Source organism: Paraburkholderia sp. J12, from assembly GCF_905220215.1.
Classification (GTDB): domain Bacteria; phylum Pseudomonadota; class Gammaproteobacteria; order Burkholderiales; family Burkholderiaceae; genus Paraburkholderia.
Genome location: NZ_CAJMZC010000015.1, coordinates 1 through 22,209, shown reverse-complemented (window position 1 = coordinate 22,209; position 22,209 = coordinate 1). Strand labels below are relative to the sequence as shown.

At 60.3% G+C, this 22,209-nt stretch carries 17 protein-coding genes; 1 reads left to right on the top strand and 16 read right to left on the bottom strand.

All coding sequences use genetic code 11. From position 1 onward, the window contains the following. Positions 1 to 2: 2 nt before the first annotated feature. The 15 genes from U5760_RS25915 to U5760_RS25845 form a co-directional block, all read right to left on the bottom strand. Complete coding sequence (locus U5760_RS25915) at positions 3 to 2,414, bottom strand: type VI secretion system Vgr family protein (RefSeq protein ID WP_322015181.1); 2,412 nt, start codon at positions 2,412 to 2,414, stop codon at positions 3 to 5. A 69-nt stretch (positions 2,415 to 2,483) separates the two neighbouring features. After that, positions 2,484 to 6,449: a type VI secretion system membrane subunit TssM gene (tssM, locus tag U5760_RS25910; RefSeq protein ID WP_322015180.1), complete on the bottom strand. Its 3,966-nt coding sequence runs from the start codon at positions 6,447 to 6,449 to the stop codon at positions 2,484 to 2,486. Positions 6,450 to 6,462: 13 nt separating this feature from the next. After that, positions 6,463 to 7,797 carry a type VI secretion system protein TssL, long form gene (tssL, locus tag U5760_RS25905; protein ID WP_322015179.1) on the bottom strand — a complete coding sequence of 445 codons (1,335 nt, stop codon included), beginning with the start codon at positions 7,795 to 7,797 and terminating at the stop codon, positions 6,463 to 6,465. Further along, entirely contained in the window at positions 7,794 to 9,143 is a 1,350-nt protein-coding gene (tssK, locus tag U5760_RS25900) for a type VI secretion system baseplate subunit TssK (protein ID WP_322015178.1), read from the bottom strand. The genes tssL and tssK overlap by 4 nt, the downstream gene beginning before the upstream one ends. Before the next feature lie 4 nt (positions 9,144 to 9,147). Further along, the gene (gene tssJ, locus U5760_RS25895) at positions 9,148 to 9,693 is read right to left on the bottom strand and encodes a type VI secretion system lipoprotein TssJ (protein WP_415914180.1); all 546 of its coding nucleotides are present in this window, start codon (positions 9,691 to 9,693) and stop codon (positions 9,148 to 9,150) included. A 140-nt stretch (positions 9,694 to 9,833) separates the two neighbouring features. Further along, the gene (locus U5760_RS25890; protein ID WP_322015176.1) at positions 9,834 to 10,316 is read right to left on the bottom strand and encodes a type VI secretion system tube protein Hcp; all 483 of its coding nucleotides are present in this window, start codon (positions 10,314 to 10,316) and stop codon (positions 9,834 to 9,836) included. 110 nt (positions 10,317 to 10,426) lie between these two features. Further along, complete coding sequence (tssC, locus tag U5760_RS25885; protein ID WP_322015175.1) at positions 10,427 to 11,929, bottom strand: type VI secretion system contractile sheath large subunit; 1,503 nt, start codon at positions 11,927 to 11,929, stop codon at positions 10,427 to 10,429. 47 nt (positions 11,930 to 11,976) lie between these two features. Beyond that, positions 11,977 to 12,510, bottom strand: a complete 534-nt coding sequence (gene tssB, locus U5760_RS25880; RefSeq protein WP_322015174.1) for a type VI secretion system contractile sheath small subunit — start codon at positions 12,508 to 12,510, stop codon at positions 11,977 to 11,979. A gap of 139 nt (positions 12,511 to 12,649) precedes the next feature. Further along, positions 12,650 to 14,362: an OmpA family protein gene (locus U5760_RS25875; RefSeq protein ID WP_322015173.1), complete on the bottom strand. Its 1,713-nt coding sequence runs from the start codon at positions 14,360 to 14,362 to the stop codon at positions 12,650 to 12,652. After that, a complete protein-coding gene (locus tag U5760_RS25870; protein WP_322015172.1) occupies positions 14,359 to 14,820 on the bottom strand; it encodes a DotU family type IV/VI secretion system protein in 462 nt (153 codons plus the stop codon). The genes U5760_RS25875 and U5760_RS25870 overlap by 4 nt, the downstream gene beginning before the upstream one ends. Then, positions 14,817 to 15,377: a fimbrial protein gene (locus U5760_RS25865; RefSeq protein WP_322015171.1), complete on the bottom strand. Its 561-nt coding sequence runs from the start codon at positions 15,375 to 15,377 to the stop codon at positions 14,817 to 14,819. Before U5760_RS25865 ends, U5760_RS25870 begins: the two co-directional genes overlap by 4 nt. Before the next feature lie 26 nt (positions 15,378 to 15,403). Further along, positions 15,404 to 18,196 carry a fimbria/pilus outer membrane usher protein gene (locus U5760_RS25860; protein ID WP_322015170.1) on the bottom strand — a complete coding sequence of 931 codons (2,793 nt, stop codon included), beginning with the start codon at positions 18,194 to 18,196 and terminating at the stop codon, positions 15,404 to 15,406. A gap of 25 nt (positions 18,197 to 18,221) precedes the next feature. Then, the gene (locus tag U5760_RS25855; protein ID WP_322015169.1) at positions 18,222 to 18,986 is read right to left on the bottom strand and encodes a molecular chaperone; all 765 of its coding nucleotides are present in this window, start codon (positions 18,984 to 18,986) and stop codon (positions 18,222 to 18,224) included. A 109-nt stretch (positions 18,987 to 19,095) separates the two neighbouring features. Continuing rightward, complete coding sequence (locus U5760_RS25850; RefSeq protein WP_322015168.1) at positions 19,096 to 19,635, bottom strand: fimbrial protein; 540 nt, start codon at positions 19,633 to 19,635, stop codon at positions 19,096 to 19,098. A 280-nt stretch (positions 19,636 to 19,915) separates the two neighbouring features. Next, positions 19,916 to 20,566: a response regulator transcription factor gene (locus U5760_RS25845; RefSeq protein ID WP_322015167.1), complete on the bottom strand. Its 651-nt coding sequence runs from the start codon at positions 20,564 to 20,566 to the stop codon at positions 19,916 to 19,918. Between the two features lie 817 nt (positions 20,567 to 21,383). Between U5760_RS25845 and U5760_RS25840 the strand changes: the two genes are divergently transcribed. Continuing rightward, positions 21,384 to 21,866: a hypothetical protein gene (locus tag U5760_RS25840; RefSeq protein WP_322015166.1), complete on the top strand. Its 483-nt coding sequence runs from the start codon at positions 21,384 to 21,386 to the stop codon at positions 21,864 to 21,866. Positions 21,867 to 21,992: 126 nt separating this feature from the next. Here U5760_RS25840 and U5760_RS25835 read toward each other — a convergent pair. Beyond that, positions 21,993 to 22,209, bottom strand: a 217-nt coding sequence (locus tag U5760_RS25835) for a DUF2827 family protein (protein WP_322015165.1), incomplete at its 5' end; no start/stop codon positions are given.

The window sequence follows — 22,209 nt, the reverse complement described above, 5'->3', positions numbered from 1 at the left end:
TGTCAGGACGGATCGATAATCAACAGCTCGGAAACCGATGGTGTCGGGGTTAGTGTTGGCGTCGGGGTTGGAGTTGGTGTTGGCGTCGGCGGTGGAAACAACTCGGAAACTGACGGAGTCGGTGTTGGAGTCGGTGTTGGAGTCGGTGTTGGAGTCGGTGTTGGCGTCGGCGTCGGCGTCGGCGTCGGCGTCGGCGTCGGCGTCGGCGTCGGCGTCGGCGTCGGCGTCGGCTGACAGGGAATGATCGGGAGAACTGGCAGCGGGCAGTCCGGAATGCCGGGAGCGAAGCCCAAAACACCGGCCACCACGGGAACAGGCACCACGGCCCCCCCCTTGCCGTCTTCGCAGCCGCATTCGTCATCGCACGGATTGAGTTCGAGCGGCATGCCCTTCACCACGACATTATCCTTACCGCTAATCAGGATTTCCTTGCCGACGAGCTTGATCTTGCCGTCGCTCGTCATCGTCAACGACGACTTGCCGCATACGATGGAAAGCGCGCCGCCAGCAAACAGCGAATACGCACCGCCTACCGTATGCGAAGAGGCCCCGCCGATCGTCACGGCGCGCGCGCCGCCCACAGTCAGCGCCGAAGCGCCGCCAATCGCCGTCGCCTCCGCGCCACCAATCAGCACCGATTGCGCGAGAGCGACCTCATAGCTCGCAATGCCGCCCACGACGCTCGAAAACGCCCCGCCTACGACAACGCTGTGCGCCGCGCCCACGCCGACCGAATAATCGAGGCCCACGACGTGTGACTCGTCCGCTTTCGTCAAACGGGTCATTTGCCGCTCGGCCTGAATCGTGACCTCTTCGGCACCCACCGCGTCGTCAAAGCTCACCGCGTTGAAGTTCTCCACGCCGCCTTCTATCGAGCGGGTCATCATCCCACTCTGCGTCGCGTTGGCGGGCAATGCCCACGGCGTAGGCGTCACGGTGTTGTAGAGCGCGCCCGTAATCAGCGGACGGTCCGGGTCGCCGTTCCAAAAGTCGACAATCACTTCCTGGCCGATACGCGGAATATAGAGTCCGCCAAAACTCTTGCCAGCCCATGCCTGACTCACGCGCACCCAGCAGGAATCCGTTTCGACGTTGCGGCCATAACGATCCCAGAGGAAGCGAATCTTCACGCGACCGAATTCATCGGTCCATAGCTCGTTGCCCGGCGGCCCGACAACAATGGCCGATTGCGGACCGCTCACGGTCGGCTTTGCCGTTTTCTGCGGCAGCCTGAACATTTCGCTCGTCGGCTGCACGTCGAAGCGGTTGCTGAATGTGTATTCGTAGTCGCTGCCCGTTTCTTCGGGGTTGCCCGTTACGTCAAGGGTCGTTCCAATGACGAGGTATTCGCAGTTCGCCGCCAGGTAGTCGTAGTCGGTCAGCTCGAAAGTCTGGCCGCATGCGAGCCCGCGAACGTTGCCCTCGCCGCGCGCGCGCGCGCCTGGCGCGCGCAGCGTTTCCATGCGCGTGCGGGCCAGCAGTTCGCCGTGGCCGCCATCGGTATAGTCGCCGGGCCAGTCGTAGCGCTCAAGCGTATTCCAGCTCGTATCGCGCGGCTGCTGATTGATTTCGCGCATGTCGGCCCGCGAGCGGGTGAAGTCGAAATCGCTCGTGACATAGTGGCCGGTGCACAGTACTTCGGCCGTCGAGAACGTATGGATATAGTCGCCTTCGGTCGTGCCACCCTGAGGCTGGAACGCGAGCGTCTGGTACGCCGGGTTCGGCGACTTGCGGTGTGCGCCAACGTGATCGCACAACACAAGCCGATGCTTGCCATCGACATGCTCGAAGAACCAGTAAATGCCCCATTCCTCCATGAGGCGCTGGATGAAATCGAAGTCTGTCTCACCGTACTGCACCTGGAAAGCCCGCGGCTCGTTGCGCGGACTCTCTCCGCTCACCGTATAGCGGCTCACGTCGAGGCGCTTTTCGACGGGATAGGGATAGTCCTTCAGGACCTCGTCGATGATCTCGATGACGGTCTTGTCCTGAAAGATCTTGAAGTCGGTCGTGAGCGTCGCCAGCCATAGCCACGGCTTCAAGATCACACGATAGACGTTGTAACGGCCTTCGCGGTGCAGGTATTCCGCCTTGACGACAAGCCCGGTGATCTGACGCTGGGCAATGTCCGGGGCCGGCAGCAGATCGCCTGGCGCATCGAGCTCCATCGCAACGGTCATCTCGTTGCCGAGCAGCGCTTTCAGGTCGACGTTGGCGCTGACGGCGAGCGGGATCGCGTAGTCGTCGGGTGTACGGAGCAGCAACTCATACTTGAACAGTTCGCCCAGATACTCGCTGCCGCTCAACGACTTGAACCCGAGCGCAGGTTGCCCCAGCAGTTGCGGCATCGCCGCGCTGGAGACCGTTACCGCGCGCGGTGCGAGATCCAGATTGCCAGAAGAATTATTTGGCATGCAATCCTCTAAATTCCATTCATCGAAAACATTCCGATGCACCAATCCCGATGGGGATTGTCGAAGACACTACCGGGCATCGCCGGCGATGGCACTCGCCGTTGTTTCCAGCCGGCTCCCGCCCATGCCCGTACTACCGGGACAATGAAAACCTCGCAGCAGACCGGTCAACTGCGGTCCCGACTGCCCAGCGGTCGTCAGTTCGAGCACCGCATGACGGTCGTCGAAGTTGAAATCCAGCGCATAGCGGCTCGACGACACGGTCGAAGTCAGGTGACCGTGGTCAATCAGGCGCAATAGCGCCCAGGGCCCGTCGAACAGGAGGGTCGACGTATCGGGCCGGACGCGCGGATTGGCGCTCAGGCCCGCCGTCGAGCCGCCGCGCGGCCCCGGCCACGTCACCGGCCACGTCGTCACCGGGCCATGCACGTAACGCATGCTCTGCCCATCGATATCGATCAGCAGCTCGGTAATCTCCGGATCGAGCGACGCGACCTTGATACCGATGTTCCACGACATCCTGTTCGCGCCCGGATCGCGGAAGAACACCCGGCGAATCTCGGCAGCACGCTCGAACGGTTCGAGACCCGGACCCGATATCGGCGGCATGCCGGGGCTCACCGGCTTGTAGCGCCAGGGCCGCATGCTGGTGTCCACCTCGCTCGCAAGCGTTTTCTGGAAGAAGTCGTCGAGCAGTCCGCCTGCCGCGAACACGCGGTTGAAGTCGTCTATGTCGACCTCCTGTGCGCTTGCCGCAAACGGATATTTGCCTTCGATCGCGCGACGACACTGCGCGCCAACGCCCGATTCCACCTGCAGCGCCAGCAGGGATGCAACGCTGCGATCCACTTTCTGCAGCGACTGCGCGGCAAGGCCAGCCAGCACGGCACGAAACGGTGCCGGCTGTTTCTCCGCTTCGAGCTGCATCGCGGAGCCGAGGTCGTCGACGGTCGGCATATTGTGAGTGGCGAGCACGTTGCCGGCCATCATGAGATGCGTGTACTGCTCGTTGACGAGACCGATGATTCCGTCGAGTTGCAGCGCGCCGCCGCTGCCCGCCGCAGTCTTGTCCATTGCCGGGCCACTGCCCATGTCGGAGCGTCCCGTCACGACTTCGCGCAGCGCGGCGAACCGGTTGTCCACTAGTTCCTTTTCCATCTTCTGCTGTGCGAGCTGGCCGATCGTCGCCGTCGCGGCCACGGCGCTCGCCGCGCTCGAACGACGCTTGACAGCGTTCATCGCCGCATCGCCCAATGATGGATCGTCCGTATCGTCAACCGCGGAGAGCAACGTTTCATGGACCGCCGTGTGCGCGAGCCGTGCAAGCGGCGAGTCGGGTGCGGCCAACGTCCGCAGCACCTGCAGATCCAGCGCCAGCGAGCCGTCGTCGCCCTGCACGGGCCTCACATCGTCGAGAAACTGCTGCCAGTAGTTGCCGTAGTCCATGAGGTACTGCCGACGGATGTCATCCGCCAGCTTGTTCCGTCCGACGCTAAACACCCCACTCCCCGTTTCCGCCAACGACCGGGCCGACGGACTGGAGAGGCCCATGACCCATGCGTCCTGTTTTTGCGCCTGCCCGAGAAATTCGGGCAGGCGCTTATTAAAAACCTCGTGATAGCCCTCATAGGTATACAAGCCGGGTATGCCCCGATCGAGCGTCGATCCTTTGACCAGTGAAAAAACCGAAGTCGCCTGCGGGCCAGCGGCGCGGATCAGCGTGACGTTCTCCGGTGCTTCCGCCGCCATCGAATTCATCGCCCGTTCGTAAAGCCGCCCCGACGCCGGATTCTGGCCGAGAAAATCACGCGCGTGTTTGACGAGCGCCGTGTTCAGCGGGCCGGCTGGCTCCGTGGGCACGCCATTGTCGAACAGTGCGTCGAGATGGCCTGCCATCACGTCGCGCTCGCCCAGCGCCGCAACACTGCCCGCGTGTTCCCAGTCGCCGAGCACCCACGCCTTGATCGCCTTTGCATCGTAGTGCGCGGGGTCGAACAGCATCAGGTAGACCGATAGCGTGCGGTAGACACCGTCCGCGTCCTGCGCATCGATCTGCGCATCGAGCACGGATTCGAGCCGCCCCGTGATCTGCGGCAGCAACATCTGGTTCAGCAAATTGCCGTAGGTATTGCCGGATGCAGCGCGAACGGCAGGCGCCGTATAAAGACCGTAGCGCCAGGCAATCCCCGGGCTGTCCAGGTCCAGGTCACCGAACTGCGGCAGATCGCGCGACGCGCTCAGCAGCAGCCCCGTCGCGCCCGGCTGCGGTGCCTTGCGCTGCGATGTCACGCGTGCGGCGAGCGCGTCGGTATTTTTGCCGATCGCCGCCAGATAAGCACGGTTGCTGCCGAAGCTCACCATCAGCGCGCCGATCAGCCACACTGCCACCGCGATCGACAACAGATGCCCGACGACGCGCATCGCGCGAAAGCGGATTTCCCAGTACGGGTTCGGCCGCACGAGGTGCCCTTCAGCGAGGATGACACGCTGGAACAGGTTGCGCAGGAAATAACCACGATAGGCAGTGGGTGCACCGCTGCCGGAAGACAAGGCCCCCGCCTTCCCATCGCCGCCGAACATGCCCGCGAGTCCGCGGCGCAGCCGCTGTAGCAGCGTCGTTCCGTCGGCCAGCACGACTTCGTGAGTTTGTGCCGCGCTCGTGAAATAGACGCCACGTAGCGTGGTGCTCAGTTGGGCATCGTCGTATTTCGAATCGAGGAACACTTGCGCGATCAACCCGGTCAGATCCGCGCACAGACTACGGAACTCGGTTGGCAGTGCGTACAGTTTCCTGCGCCGGTCGACTTCGTACACCTCCTGCAGCTTCGTGTTGATCCTGTCCTCGAGACTTTGCTCGAGTTCGCGCAATTCCGCTGCACAATTCTCGCGCAACGCGTCGCGACGTTCCTCCGCGCTCCCGTCCCGATACGGCAAGGTGAAGCCGAAAATCTGCGCGCGGCCTTCCGCCGTCAGCGAGTAAAAATACTCGGTGAAGCCCGGCAGCAAATCGATCTTGGAAACGATCACATAGACCGGAAAACGAATACCGAGGTCCTGACGAAGTTCTTCAAGCCGCGCGCGCATCGATGCGGCGAGCACCTTGCGCCCGGACGGCGGGCACGTCAGCAATTCCTCGACGGAAACGACCAGCAACGCACCGTTAATCGGCGCCCGCGGCCGACGTTTGCGCAGCAGCCCAAGGAAGCCACGCCACTCCGCCGCGTTCTTGCTCTTCGGGTTTTCCTGGTCCCCGTCGTCCGTCGCCGTGTCCTGGACCGTGTAGCGACCGGCCGTATCGATCAGGACAGCTTCATTGGCAAACCACCAGTCGCAATTTACCGTCTCGACGCGGCTTTTGATCGACGCTGCGACCATCTGGTCGGCGTCGGGAAAATCGAGGCCGGAATTGAGGATAAGTGTGGTTTTTCCAGCGCCGCCCGAGCCGATCACCATATACCACGGCAGCTCATACAGATAGCGCTGGCTTTCCAGCAGGCGGCGCAGCCCGGCGGGACCGCCCCGCAGACGCCTGAGCTTGCCGATAGCCTTCGTGAGCACCGAGTTGACCGCGCGGATTTCGTCGCGTGCAAGCGGATCCGCACCGGCCTTCTTCGCAAACGGATGCAGAATGCGCTGCAGCAACTCGTCGTTGTTGCGCACCGCCTTCCACAAGCCATAGAGGCCGTAGATCGCATAGCAGGCAAGCAGTACTGCGATCAGCAGCACGCGCGACCACGGCGGCGCGAAAGGATGAGCCTCGCCGAATGCGAGCAGCGGTCCGAAGTACCAGAGCGCAAGGCAAACCAGCACCACCCAGATGGGGCCATGCGACCAGTCGGCCAGCCAGAACAACAGTAGCGCGAGCAGTACGATAATCGTCAGCACGCGTGACAGCACGGTCTCGAGCGGACGATCGTCGCCGAAAGCGACGAGGGGTCCGACAAACCAGACCGCCGCGATGGCCAGAAAAATCGCCACGACCATCAACGTCTGGCGCGAAAAGACAAGCTTCAAGAAGCGATTCAAATAAGACATTCAGGCTTTCCCGTTATTGCGCGACGAAGACTTCCACGCGTCGATTGCGGGACCGCCCTTCCGCCGTGGTGTTGTCCGCGACAGGCTCCGTGTCGCCCTTGCCGGTCGCCTCGATACGGCCGGCCGGGACGCCGTGAGTCATCAGAACGTCGGCGACGGACGCCGCACGCTTTTCCGACAACATCTGGTTGTTTCGGAACTCCGGGGTGTCGATCGGCAGGTTGTCGGTGTAGCCCATCACGGTTACCTTGCCGTTGACGCGCGCCACCTCCTCTGCAACCCGGGTCAATACCGGGTCCAGTTCCGGGCGAATGCCGGCGCGGCCCGGAAGGAACATGGAGTCGCCGCTGAAGACGACTTTGCTGCTGTGATCGTCCTCGTCGACTGTGAGGAGGCCGCGCGAGATCTGGTCCTTCAGCAGGATCGACAGACGTAGCCGCTCGTGAACGACGGTCGGGCCGGCCTTCACTGGCACGCCGATCGCGCGGATCTTCGCCTCGAGCCCATTGCTCTCGACCAGCAACTGGTACTTGTACCAACCAAAAAGCCCAAACACGGATAGTGCAGCGACACCCGCCGTCGCCCAGACCGGCACGCTCTTCAGAAGGCGCATTTCGCCCGGCGCCTCGCCGCGCCAGTGCGGCGACAGTTCGACGCGCATCGTGTCGCGTGCGCCGCTGATGAGCGTCAAGAGCCGCTGCCTGATCTGTTCGAGATGACGGAGACCCTCGACGACAACGCTGTAGCGGCCTTCGAATCCAAGACCGAGAATGCGGTACATCACTTCGAGCACGTCGATGTACTCCTGCGGATCGGTCGCCATACGGCCAATCAGCAGGAAGAACTTCTCGCCCCCGTCCACTTCGCCTTCGAACGTGATCAGCAGTCCGCGCGCGGCCCAGATGCCGCCGCCGCCCCATCGCGTGCGGTTGGCGGCTTCGTCGAGCGCCGTGCACAACGCATAGCGTGCAGCGGCCACGTGCTTCCAGGGCAGATTCGCCTTGTCGCAGACTTTCTGGAATGCGCTGACCTCCCGCACCAGCAGCGAGCGCAGACTCGCGACCGCAGCAAGCGAATCGAGCGAGGACGGCATATCGGCCAGCATGCGCAACAGCGGTTGCGCCGCTTCACCGAGCGGATTCCTCGAAGCCTTGACCCGATCGAGTCGGGCCTGTGAATCTTCCGGCGGATCGAACGCGGCTGGATCGACGGGTGGCTCCGGGTCCCGGGCGCCACCCGTGACAGGCCGTCCCGCCGGAAATGCCGGCGGCAATTCCGTGGCCGATGCGGCCTTGTCGGGCTCCGCCAGGAAGTCGAATGCGTCGTCGCCGTATGCCTCTGTACTCATTTCTGACGCACGCCCCACAGTTCAAGCTTGAGTTCGGGGAAATGCCCGGCGATATGCATGGCGAGACCGCCGTGGCGTCCGATCTGCTCCCAAAACGGGCCCGAGCGCGAGAGCTCGAAGTAGATGAACCCTGAATTGAAAGGAATCTGGCGTGGCGGGACCGGCAACGGCACCATCGTCAACCCGGGCAGATGCGAGCGGATCAGTTCCGGCAGCCGCTGCGGATGGCTGATCTTGGTCTGCGCGAGGAACTGCTGTTGCAGCACTTCCGGCGACATTTGCGCACCGACCGCGAGCACGAGCGTCGAATAGCCCGCCAGTTCGCTGGGCAGTACCGTCGCCGTGCGGACACCGTGGGCCTGCTCGGTAAGCGCAATCGGCTGCGCACCGCGTATGAGCACCTGGTTCAGCAGATAGTGCACCTCGTCGACGAGCGGCCTGATGCTCTGGTACAACTGCGCATGGTCATACCCCGGCGCCGCCGCCGGGCGCCGCGTTTGCGGGCGCACGAACGTCGACAGCTCACCGGCAAAGAGGGCAAGTTCGCGGTACAGGTCCACAGGAGCGGTCTCTTCGAGCTGGCAGAGGTGATCGAGCAACGGCTCATAGCGGTTGAGCACCTGCAGCAGCAAGTAGTCGGCCACCTCCGCGGCGGCGCCCGCGCGACCATCCGTGCCGGATAGACGCGCCGCCAGTGCGTCGGCGCGCAGTTTCGCGAGACCGTGCAGTTGCATCGTCCATTCCCGCAGCAAGGGATTCGCGCCATAGCCGGTGACAGGCGGAATATGGTCGGCACTATGCAGCGACACTGCGCCATCGGCATGCAACGTCTTCACGCGCGTCAGCGCAATGCCGATCCACGACTGGGTGAGCTCTTTCTCGGGCAACAACCGAAGACGCAGATTCGCGAGCTGGACAGGCTTCGGTCCTTGACCGATCGCATTGCTGTCGCGCAGCTCCATGTCGTACGCGAGATAGCGCGCGAGCGACCCGTTCTGCTCTTCGAACGCGGTTTCTTCCGTATTGGGAAGACGCAGCGGAACCGCCAGATAAATCACCTCATCCTGATGCTCCGGCCCGATCGTCAGCGGCGGTGGCGGCGGCGTCAGACCTGGGACATCGAATGGCGTCCCGTCCGGGAACACGCCGGATCCGCTCCTGAACACCAGCTTGCCAAACGATAAGGATTCTTTATCAATTTCATATTGACTAAAACCCCAGAAAAAAGGGCTCAGCGGAGCGCTCCGGCGGTGGGCGAGAGATTCCAGATACCGCTCCTGCTGCTGAAACAACTGCGGGCGCAGGAAGAGTCCTTCGCTCCAAACAACCTTGTTATACCAACTCATGGCCTTAGTCTGACTTTGAAATCGAAACGGTGCGCTGGTCAAGCCGTAGTATCAGCTTTTGCTCCTTGTCGGGTATGACCGCCCTGTACCATGCGGCATCGGGTGCCGCCGGCAACCGGTAGACCGCACGCCAGACGGATTTTCCGAGGTCCCGATAGCCCGCCAACACCCCAATCGCCGTGGTGGCCGTATTCGACTTGCGGGCGATTTCCCGTATGTCGCCAGGACGCAGAATCATTTCGTCGACGGCCAGCACGTCGTCGCCCAGGATTTTCTTGTCGTCGTTTTGCAGCGTGAAAAAATCAGCATTCTCAAATGCTGTCGCGGACTTCAACTCGTAGACCCGCACCAGAATCGGCGCCGCGGTTCCCCACTCGTTTGGGTTGACGTTGTCGGCTGCCACGAGCCGCAGCCGTAGAATCGTCGGCTCCTTGACAACAGGCGCGGGCGTGCTGCTGCATGAAGCCAGCAACAAACTGGCTCCGCCCAGGGTCAGCCAGCCCACGATGCGCGCCCACAAGGCTAAGCAGGAAAATAAGTTCGGAACCATCTGTTGGAATCAAGGACATCGTGCCCGCGGCCCGGAACGAATTGACCAGGATGCCGGCATCGATTCCGGCATCCTGGCCAACCATCGCGGAATCGCTCACCGGAAAATCCGGCGGGGTCACGATTCAGGAAGACTGCAACTTAGGCGCTGTTCTTCTTGACGTCGAACGTTGCCGTTACCGCGCCGCCGCTGCCGCCTTGCGCGTTCTGCACCACATATTCCTGCTTCATCTTGGCGAACGACAGCGTCACCACCTCGCGCGGACGCGACTCGCTGTCGCTCACGCCCGACGGACTCACCGAGGTCACCAGCACATCGCTCATCGTGAACTTGATGTATTCGAGCGGGTTGCCACCGGCCTTGCGCACGACGAGCTTCGCTTCATCGATGTGCTTGCCGGTCAGGCAGTACTGCGTGAGGTTCGGCGTCGCGCGGTCGACATAGTGTTCGAACGTGAGATCGCTAACCGTCGCACGACCTGCGCCTCCGCCGGAGCCAAGATGCATGTTGGACTGCTGCGAAACGGCCCACGACCAGCTCAGGACGTCGACCTCGTCCTTGTGGGTTGAATCGGCCGACTCACCATCGATCCCGTTGATCTTGAGAAAGATGTCTTGCGCCATGAAACGACTCCTTGATACAGGGTTGGTTAGAAAGAAGCTCTATCGAAATTCAGGCATATTTAATGAGCGCCTGTCTGCCGCTCAGTGACCGGAAAGCAGCCGAAGCCAGATCAGGCTGCTTCCTTCACGAGCGGCAGTTTCGCGACGAGACGCAGCGAAACCGTCAGGCCTTCGAGCTGGAAATGCGGGCGCAGGAAGAACTTCGCCTGGTAGTAGCCGGGATTGCCCTCGACGTCTTCGACCACCACCTCGGCAGCGGCCAGCGGCCGGCGCGCCTTGGTTTCCTGGGAAGAATTCGCGGGATCCGCGTCGACGTAGTTCATGACCCATTCGTTGAGCCACTGCTGCATCTCGTCGCGCTCCTTGAACGAGCCGATCTTGTCGCGCACGATGCACTTCAGATAGTGAGCGAAGCGCGAGCAGGCAAACAGATATGGCAGACGCGCCGACAGGTTCGCGTTCGCGGTCGCATCCGGATCGTGGTACTCGACCGGTTTCTGCAGCGATTGCGCGCCGATGAACGCCGCGTAGTCGGTGTTCTTGCGATGAATCAGCGGCATGAAGCCGTTCTTCGACAGTTCCGCCTCGCGGCGATCCGAGATCGCAATTTCCGTGGGGCACTTCATGTCGATGCCGCCGTCATCGGTCGGGAACGTGTGGCACGGCAGGTTTTCGACCACGCCGCCGCTCTCCACGCCGCGAATCAACGTGCACCAGCCATAGTGCTTGAACGAACGGTTGATGTTCACGGCCATCGCGTAAGCAGCATTCGACCACACGTATTTGCGATGATCGGAGCCGTCGGTGGACTCCTCGAAGTCGAATTCGTCGACCGGATTCGTCTTGACGCCATACGGCAGGCGCGCGAGGAAGCGCGGCATGGCGAGGCCGATGTAGCGCGAGTCCTCCGAGTTGCGCAACGAATTCCAGGGCGCGTATTCGAGGTTCTGCGTAAATATCTTCGTCAGGTCACGCGGGTTTGCGAGTTCCTGCCACGAATCCATTTGCAGCACCGAGGGTGCCGCGCCCGTGATGAACGGGGCATGCGATGCGGCGGCCACCTTGGCGATCGACGCGAGCAGATCGACGTCCGGCGGCGTGTGGTCGAAGTAGTAGTCGGCAACGAGGCAGCCATACGGCTCCCCCCCGAGCTGGCCATATTCTTCTTCGTAGATCTGCTTGAAGAACGGGCTCTGGTCCCACGCCATGCCCTTGTAACGCTTCATCGTGCGGCGCAGGTCGTCCTTCGAAACGTCCATGAAGCGGATCTTCAGCTTTTCGTCCGTTTCGGTGTTCGTCACAAGATGATGCAGACCGCACCACGCGCTTTCCAGTTTCTGGAAATCCTCGTGATGCAGGATCAGATTGATTTGCTCCGATAGCTTGCGATCGATTTCACCGATGATCGCCTCGATGTTTTTGTAAGCATCGTCGGAAACGGTCACGGAAGCGAGCAGCGCCTGTTGTGCGAGCGTCTGCACCGCGCTTTCAACGGCTTCGCGCGCGCGCTCGGTTTTCGGCTTGAATTCGCGCGCGAGGAGCGCGTTGAAATTCGGTTCACTGGTCACGCCCGACGCTGCTGCGGCGTGGATATTCGGTTGACGTTCAGCCATCATTTCACCATTTTTCAGGATCTGTCTTCGCTTTGAAAAAGCAAGATTCATTCGTTGACTGCCGACTCGTCGGCCGACGTCACTTCGCGCTTCGGCGCCTTCGCCAGCGCCTCGAGCAAGGCCGGATCCCTCAACACCTTGCTGACGAGACCTTCGGCACCGCTCTTGCCGTCCATGTAGGTTTGCAGGTTGGCGAGCTGCGTGCGCGCTTCGAGCAGTTGCGACAACGCATCGACTTTTCTCGCCACAGCGGCCGGCGAAAAATCACCCATGCTTTCGAATGTGATGTCGACCATCAACTGGCCTTCGTTCGTCAGCGTGTTGGGCACCGCGAATGCGACGCGCGGCTTCATGGCCTTCATCCTCTCGTCGAAGTTGTCGATGTCGATATTGAAGAACTTGCGATCCCCGACTGCGGGCAGCGGCTCGATCGGCTTACCCGACAAATCGGCCAGCACGCCCATCACGAACGGCAACTCGACCTTCTTTTCCGATCCGTAGATTTCCACGTCGTATTCGATCTGAACGCGGGGAGCCCGATTGCGGGCAATGAATTTCTGAGAATTGTTAGGAACCGACATAATGGCCTGACGTTATTCGCCCAAAGAATAGGAAAAGCGGCAGTACAACGCCGCTACAAGCAGAAAACTGGAATCCGGTGATATTAGAGGCCGGCGCGGGTCGCCAACATGGGCGATTGCCCAATCTCGATCGTATCGGTCAACGCGTGCCCGGATCGAGGATGAGGCTGATCTCGACGCGCCGGTTCATCTCGCGTCCCTGCGCATTCGAATTGCTGGCCAACGGGCGCGTGTCGCCATAGCCCTGAATGGCAAAGCGCGTAACCGGTAGCGACCCTCTGCCGACAAACCAGTCGCGAATCGCACGCGCGCGTGCTTCGGAAAGCTTCAGATTGGCCGCGCGCGAACCGACGTCATCCGTGTGGCCCGCGATGACAACCCGCTTGTCGGGATGCGCGCGGATCAGATCGAGAGCCGCCTGAAGCTTGTGCTCGGCGTCTGGCTTGAGCGTGGTCTTTCCGCTATCGAAGAGCGACAAATTGTCGATTGTCATGCCGTCGACCGCCGTGCCGAGCGTAGGCGGACGCCAGGTTGCGATGGTTTGCTTCAATGCAGCCTGCAACGCTTCGCCACGATAAAGTCCCCAGCCCAGTTCGGCTGGCACGCCGCTATGTGCGTAGCGGGTCAGCTCTGCGTATCGTCTTTGCAACACGTCGAGCCGCTCGCGCTTCGCGTCTATCTGATCCTCGGAGGTGTGGCGAAAGGCGTTAATTTCGTCGGCAACATTCACGATCATCCGACTGTTCGCCCATGCCGATACAGCGATCGATATGATAAGTACTACTGATGATGCCATCGCGACGTGTGCCATCGTCCCTTGTGCTCGCCGTCGCCTGGCATCCGGGGCAACGATGGTGGGCCTGGCCGTGGTCGGAGCATGCGAAGAAGTGATCTGCCGGGCGATAACTTCCGGCAGCGGTAACGATTGTACTCGTGGCTTCCCGGGCGGCATCAGCAGGCCTGTTTTAGCGGTAAGCCATCGCATCCACGCACCGGGCCGCATCGGCCAATATCCTATGTCGGCCAGCCACAACCCATGTAACGAAAACGGCGCCGTGTTCGCCACCGACGAGAGGATCGACAGCAGCGCGGAATCTTCGAGCCAGTCGAACACCGCATGTCCAAGTCCCATGCGTGTCATACCGTCCGAATTCGAACTCCCAATCGACGCCTGATCCAGCTGACTTCGAATCGAGCGCACAAGCTGCCACGCATTCTCGATGCCAGGCCGTGTCGCGGATGGATCCATGGCATCGCCAAACCAGACCGGCGTCGCGTCAGGGTCATCGTTCGTGCAAAGACATGCGTAAATCGCGATATGGCAGGGCAATACGCATGCCCAACCCTGTGCACTTTCGCCGAGTGCGCGCCGCCACCCCGAAAATTCACGGCGAATGGCTGCCTCGTCGTCGTTACCATCGGATACCACGGGCATCAGCACGGCATCCGGCAAACGCTGATGCGCCTCACGGATCGCAGCAATCGATCCCGCCAGTTCAGCCCGCGTCCTCACGAGGATCCACATTGCATCGCCACGATGCTGCTGTGTGGACACGCGACCGCCATGCTCAAACAACGCAGTCGCATAGGGGCCAACTACGAGAATAATCGGCAAGTCGCACGATGAATCCCGTTGAGCCGTCTGGATCGGTCTGGTCTTGTCCGTGTTGCGCGTAGACGATATGCCGTATCGAGACAGCACCATCACTCCCATCGCTGTCATCAGAACTACGGCGGGCAAGACGGGCCACCAGGGCTGCCAATCCAACGGCAAGCACAACCAGATCAGGCCAGCCACGAGCAACGCAAGCCAGATCAGCGGAGCGCGATAGTGAGCTGCAAGGGTCTTCATGAATCTGCTTCCGGAATGATGGCAACCTGCTCGGGATGCCTTTCCAGCAGGGCACCATAGAGTTCCAATGCTGCACGGTTGTGGCGTTCGCCCCGCAGGACCTCGTCGATACGCGCCCGGACGTTGACCACACTGTCATGCAGACCGTGAAATCTCGCCTGCAGCGTTTCGCGTAACCACTCGCCCTGCTGCTGGGGTCGCAACGCACGCAACGTCAGTTCGTCGAGCAACACGCATTGCACGAGACTGACTTCGTCGATGTCCGTTGCCGGATACCCCCCGTCTTCCATGTCCTGCCGAAGTGTTTCGACCAGTGTTGCGCAGCGTGCCCGCCATAGGTGGATGGCGGGCAGCTCCGCACCACCACGCAGCAACGCCGCGTGCAGCACGGTCGGGCGTAAGAATGTAACTGTCGAATCGGACATCATTGAAAAGCGCGGTTCGCCGGCGGCGATCAAGGCATCTGGATCACGTAGGTAACGTACGTATTCACCATGCCGGGAGTCGTCCGTCCAGTCGCGTAGTACTTCGCGATGAAGTTGGCTGGTGTCGGACCGGTCGAGGTGACGGGAATGACTTTCATCGTATTCCGGTCACCGACTTTGATTGGTGAACCGTCTCCATTCTCCAGCATGACTTCCACATTGGTGGCCGACGTCGTGCCGCCCACGGCCTGCGGCACCAGATAGCCGGTAGCCGGATCGGTCGTCGAACCGCTTTCGAAATACACGAGCGCACCCGTTACGTCACTGTCACATTGCATGGAGACGGTGAAAACCGTGGCACCCGCCGTCATCCCGGCCGTCGTGAGACTTTGAGTCGATATTGTCGGCAACGTCACCGTCATGTCCGGTGAACTGACCACCGTACAGGTGTCCGCGATATAGGTACCTGTGAAATGGATCGTGACCGTAGGAGACGATTGAGCACTCGCGCCGACCGGCGCAAATAACGCGGCAGCGGCGAAGCAAAACATGACGCACGCAATCCATAAGCATTCCACTTTACTGTTCATTTCCCGACCTCCCCTGTCGGTGCAACTCAGTGAGGCAAACCAGGGGCTTCCGCGTCCGCGGAAGCGTTCGTTGTATCCGTCCTCACCGGCGGAGACCAGATCAGCGACGGGTCGCAGCTTACCTGGATGCGGGCAACGGTACTCACGTCGCCGGCCTTGTCTTCATCCGGGATGACGTAGGCCGCCACGCACTCTTCCGACGGGTCGCTCCCCCACCGCGCAAGCAGCTTCCCTTTGCCTTCGAGGCCGCGCAGGTAAGCGAGGCCGCCCTGACCGACCACACCCACCGATTTCCCTGTTTCGTCCAGCACGTCCGAGCCCATCGGCAAAGCGTTGCCGTTCTGGTCGTCGATCTCGGCGAAAATCGGCCTGCCCTGTATGGTCGCAATCTTTACCTTTACGAGCGCATTGGCGCGCGGCACCACTTCCGCGCTCGTGTTGCCCAGTTCAACATCGAGCGGGACATCGCTCGGGTCGAGCGCAACGGTGTTGACACGGTAAGGTGTGAGCGACGGCACGACCGCATAGCCATTGCTGTCGATACGCGCGCCCTGGCCGTTGACGATCCGCCCCCCCTTCGCACCCTGCGCCTCGACGAGCGCGAACGCCTGACCCAGTGCCGGACTCATTGTCACGCCACCGCTGTGGATGACCAGCGCGCCGTCGGCGTTGAGTCCAAGCTGACGCGTCTGATTGCTGATCGACGCGTTACCGTTGTAAGTACCGAACGGCGCACGGTACTGGGCATAGGCGCCCGTGGCATAGATCGGATCGCCGCCGGACACGTTCCGCGATGCGTTGACGCCATAGTCGACCGGTGTCGGACCTGTGGTATTGCCGGTGGCCGACGTTTGTAGCGTGCTATCGCCGCCCGAACTGCTCGTCAGGTTAGTGGTCAGGTAGTCGAACATATGGTGTTCGTTCGAATCGACCCGGCCCAGCGGAATGGTGAGATTCAGGCCAACCTGCGTGCTGATCTGTTCGTTCTGCAAGCGTGTGCGCTGCGCATACAACGAGTACAGGATCCGCTTGTACGCGCTGTTAAAACCAACCTGATATTGCAGGTCGTACCCTTTCCCCGCGCCCCAGTAGTTCTGCGAGCTGCCCGCGATAAAGAACGAACTCGAACTACCGATCGGCTGATTGATATTCAACTGCAGACGGCTGCGCGCACGATAGTCGGCGAGGCTCGCGGTGTTTCCCGTGTAGTTGCGTGCGTAGATCGCGTCGTGCAGGCTATAGAACCGCGAAGTCGAATACCGGTAGGCCGCAACCGAAAAATTCGTATTGGGCCCAGGAAGCAGCTTGCTGTAGCTGAGCCGGGTACTGTATCCAGGGGCGCCCCCAGAACCGCCCGGCACGTCCGTCTTCGCCGCCGTGACATCCAGCGCAAACGCGCCAAGCTGTGTATTGAGCGCGACACCAAGAATTGCAGACCAATAGCCTTCCGACATCTGGCTGCCGGTATACCCGGTAAGCAGATTCGTGAGGCCCCGCTGATAGATGGCCTGCGCAACCCACGGATGAACGTCGAGAATCGGGTCGCGATAGACGCCAGACGTCAGGTTAAAACGCGAAACGCCTGGCCGAAGCAACTGCGGCACTGAAGCGAAAGGCACGACAAAACTCCGTTGACTACCATCGGATTCCGTGATGGTCACGTGCAGATCGCCGCCGTACCCCGTCGCCGGCAGGTCGCGGAGTTCGAACGGGCCGGGCGGCACGCTCGTCTCGGCCACGACGATATTGTTCTGGCGCACCGTAATGCGCGCATTGCTATTGGCGACGCCACGGATGACCGGTGCATACGCACGCATCGAATCGGGCAGCATCCGGTCGTCGCTGGAAAGCTGCACGCCCCGCACGTTGAAGGAGTCAAATACGTCACCGCTCGTCGAACTATCGCCGATCGTCAGTTGACTCTTGAGCGCCGTAACGTCGTGCTGCGCGAACAAAGCGACGCTTTGCCAGTGCGCGCCCGATGCCTGGTTCTGCCAGCTTAGGGTGCCCCACTGGCGCAAACTCCAGCCGCCGACGTTGATGCCGCTCTGGAGGCCGAGATAGGCACTGTTCAGATCCGTGCCGGTACCGTTCTGGTGACTCGTATAGGTGGCGAGACTGTACTGGAGAAAACCCGCATTGATGCCATTGTCCCAGCGTGAAGGATCGACATACCCGGCAGGTTCATTGCGCAATTCCACCTGCGCGATCGACAGATCGAGTTTCAGATCGGCGGTGTCGAACGACGCCACCGACCCCGGCACAGTCTGCGACAGCGGAAGGCATTCCGACACCTTCTCTTCGCCAGGTGCCCATTTTCCCGCTTCCTTGAGCCTCTGGATCACCTGGTTGGTATCCACGCCCATCCGGTCCAGACTGGACAACGTGAAACATGGAGCGGCAACGTCGGACCCCGGCACGGCCAGAAACTGGACCTCGTAACGTCCGCGCCCCTCACCATTGATCGACAGATCGAGAGGGTAAATGCCGGGAGCCACCGGATTGCCGCGGGAATAGCGCGACAGGTCGGCGACATTGCCAGAGAAGAACGCCGGGTTGAACTCGATCTCCTGCGGGGGAGCGCTCGGCACAGCGCGCGGAGACAGACCAGGGGCAGGCGCCGTGGCGGGTTGAGCCGCGGAGGCCTCGCAATTGCCGGCCACCTCCGATTCCAGGCCACCAGGCGCGCAGGCCGCAAACGCGGGGTCCAGTGAAAATGCCCAGCATCCGGATGCCACGATTGCCGCCCAGGCGAGTGGATGACGTCGAACCGGGACGTCGTCACGCATCGCCCCAACTGCTTTCTTGTAGTCTTGCATACCCGACATCACGGAGCTAACTGAGTTATTGACCCTGTGGCATCTTTTCTTCGTGCCCATCGTCAACTTGTGCTGAATCCTTGACCTCCGTGCCGAAATCATTGAGCACCGTATAGGAGACCGTTCCCGGAGCCTTGAAGTCGAGTGCACCGAATTGCGGAACCAGATCGACATGCCCGAATGGCGGCGCCATGTCAGGCTTCAGGAAAATCCTTTTGCTCCCGGCATCCAGTTCCGCCATTCCGATGGAAATGTAGTAAGCCGAAGGATTCTCCAGGCGAACAACATGCTCACCCTTGTCGTCCACCGCAAGATGCCATTTGAGCTTCGAACGCTCCGCTGTCGGATCGTCGAGCAATGACGCAGGGCGATAGAACAACTTGATTCGCGTACGGAACGCGAGCTGAATCATGTTGCGCTGATCGGCATCCGAGGGTTTGGGCGGAATTTCGAGCACATTCAGCCAGTAAACCGACTCACGGTCCTTTGGCATATCGCCGCCGGTGAACATGATGCGTAACGCCTGTCCTTTATGCGGCTCGACCCGAAATACCGATGGCAGCAGCGCAAAAGGCACCTTGATTTCATTCGGCGCCGCCGCGGCATTGCCGTCGTCCAGCCACGCCTGAACCAGCACTGGCTGGTCTTCGACATTCTTCAACCGGACATTGACTTCGCGATTTTGGGCGGGGTAAACGACGCGCGTACCGGTAATTGTGATAGCAGCATGCGCGGTAAAAGCGGTCAGGCCGCAGACGGCTGCGGCAACCGCAAGAATTCGGGACTTCATTGAATGGACTCAGCCCCCTCTGACTGACCGAACTGGTCGAGATATTTCTCGGGTTGCTCCCGGGGTGGAGAAGCAACCCGACGTCATTCAGCCGTAGTTGACTTGACGCTTACTGATATGCCAGCGTGTAGCTCGTGACAGCCGTCACATTACCGGCGCCGGTCTTACCGGTCGCGTAGTACTGACCGTAGTAGCTCATCGTGGCGGACTGGGTGGCCGCGTTAATCGGATAGAACGAACCCGTGCTGCCGAGCAGAATCGGCGTCTTGCCGTCCTTATCCACCAATTGCACTTCCACGTTGGTCGCGGGGGATACGGTTGCCTGGTTGATAATGTTTCGGGTGGCCGGATCCATGTTCGTCGTTTCAAAGTGTGCAGCGACACTGCTCAGGGTCGCCGGGCACTGCGAAACCGAAATGGTGAAATTCGTGGCATCGCCAGTCGCTCCCGCCACCGGCAGCGATTGAGCAGAGACGGTGTCCAGCGTGACGGTCTTGTTGATGTCGCCGGCGTTGATTACGCAAGTATCGGCAGTCAGCTGGCCATTAAACGTCACCGTTCCCGTACCCGGAGCGGTTTGTGCAAAAACCATCGGCGCAACGGAGAGACCTGCCAGAGCCATCGTCAGCTGCGTGAGTTGCTTTTTCATCGGTGTTCCTTTTCCCTTGGGTAGATTTCGCTAGATTAAAACGACAAACATTCTTGAACGCCTGAGATTTCCCGCAATCCTCAGGGAGCTAAGATGATGCCGTTGGCACCAGGGACTGTTAATAGGCCAATACCCAAAAGTGAGTCGAACCCCAGAGATTGAATTAACGAAAATGTGGGGAACGTCAGATTTCCCGAGTCTTAACAAGGAACCGTTTGATGCGAGCGAGAAGACCAGCAGGCGTCCCACCTACAGAATAATCGAGCGCGTTTGACAAGAACTAGCTCACATTCCACTCGCGCATGATCAAGGCGAGTTCAACGTCGTTTTTTGCGCCAAGCTTCTTCATGCCAGCGTTCTTTTGATTGCTCACTGTCTTCGGACTACGGCTCAGGCGCTTGGCCACCTCGGCAATCGACATACCCTCGCAGATCATTCGCACGACAGTTGACTCCCGTTCCGACAGCACGCCGGGGTGAGTGCCGCTTGCCTTCGGACGCCCCGTCGTAGCCAGCACTTTGCTGGCGAGGGAATCGGACAGGTAAATGCCCTCGCTATTCACAACACGAATCGCACCCGCCAGATTCAGAAAATCCGGCCCCCTCTTGCTAATGAAGCCCGCCGCCCCGGCCCCGAGCGCCGCGGAAACGATATACACGGAAGAATGTGAACTCAGGAAGATGACCCGGGTGAGTGGCACCATGCGCCGAATCCGCTCGAGCAGAACCAGCCCGTCTGCATAAGAATTGTCCTTGAACTCGTAATCGCAGAGAAGGACGTCAATGGGAACCTCGACCAACTGGGTAAGCAAATGACCGATGCTTTCACTTTTAAAGCAGATCTCGATGTCGGGAATAGCCCGAAGATAGTGCTCAAGCCCCCGGAGAGTGAGTGGATGATCGTCCGCGATACCTATTCTGATTTTTCTCATACGTGCATGCAAACAGAGTCAGATAAATATGCGCGCCATGAAACGCGCTGCAGGATACCACTGAACAACATTTTTAGGTCTTTCAGGTGACAAACAAGCACCTCGATCTCTACACCATCTAATACAAAACCCTAAATCTGTAGTCCTTAATCATGAACGTCGATACACGGATATTGTCTTCTAATAGTGAGGTATCTTCTAAAGCTTATCTGGCTGAAAAATAGATCCATGTCGATGCTAGGGGCGATTTTTACTACAGTTCTTTCGCGCCGTGTACCCTGTGGACCGATATTCACGCATTTTCTGACTGGTCAAATTCGCAGGCGCGTTGAAGGACCCTGTCGGATTGGCGAGGAGATAGCGCCACTCGCAGCGGGAGGTCGATGATTTCGTGGCCCGGGAAATTCTGTCAGAACTACCAAGGCAATCGTTGATGGGGTGCTGGACTTCTCTGGCGCGGCGTCATCGAATACCGGCTTTTCTGTCATCCGGGCGGGCGGTGATTGGGAACCGCTCACGGTGTAGCGGCGCTTTTCTGTCGCCCTGCCGGTAAGGCTTCCCGGTTCACTGGACGGTTGATCGATATATTAGGAATCCCATCCATTCTTATTTGAAGAGCATGTTGTTTAAAAAATCGTGCATTCTGACAGCGTGCCGCCCGCGTGCTCCCGCAACTGCCGATTTTTCTCGAATACCTCACGTCTTTGAAGGTGGAATGACCTATAACTATCTAAAGATTTCCAGAACGGTGCCGCAATACCACTCATGGTAGCCGGACTTATCAGAAGCCGGCATTGTCGTTCATCCGGAGGTCGTCATGAAAACGCAAATACGGAAAAGACTTCATCTCGCTGGCACAACAGGACTGATCGCTCTGACAGGCGGACTTGCAGTCCCTGGGTTGGCCCAAAGCAGTGGGACTATCACCTTTATCGGTGCAGTCGTCGCTCCCCCGTTCGAGATCGCGGTAACACCGGCTCGCACTGCCGCCACAACGACGAACGTGGTGTATGACTCGAGCGGAGAAGCGGGTACCAGTATCCGGCTGACTGCCCTGCCCGGCAGTTCACCCGTCGCCGATATCGCACTGATACCTGCTGGCCCCATGCGGCAGGGTAGCGAGGCGGTCTCCCGGGAAGTTGAAGTCAAACTCTCGAACCAGGCGGGCAGGCAGATCGCAGCGGATGCGACCGGGCACTACAGGCTCGATGCGCAGGGCGCGTTGATGATGCTGAAACCGGCGTACGGAGCCGGCGCACCTCAAGATGCCTCGCTTGTCGTCCTGGTGAGCTATAACTGACGATGTTGTCGGATCACTCGACGTTGCGCTCTCGCAGTGTTGGCCGTCTGACGAGAGCGCGAGCGTGATCGAGATGCGGACGCGCGAGATAGAGCGTCGCGATAAAGACAGGAGTTTGCCGATTCGTTAGCGAATAGGCTTGCGCATCAGGTCATCCAGCAAGGCAGCATAAGTCGCGACCACCTGCGGGTTGTCGGGCAAGTGACGTCCGATCAGCGTGCGCTGCCGCTCGCGATACCAGCCGGCCTGATTGTCGTGCGTGGTGATAGCCTCAACCAGTCGGCGTGCACCGGCCTCCACGTCACTGCTTTCGTAGTAGTACCCCAGATCCGGGCAGAGAGAT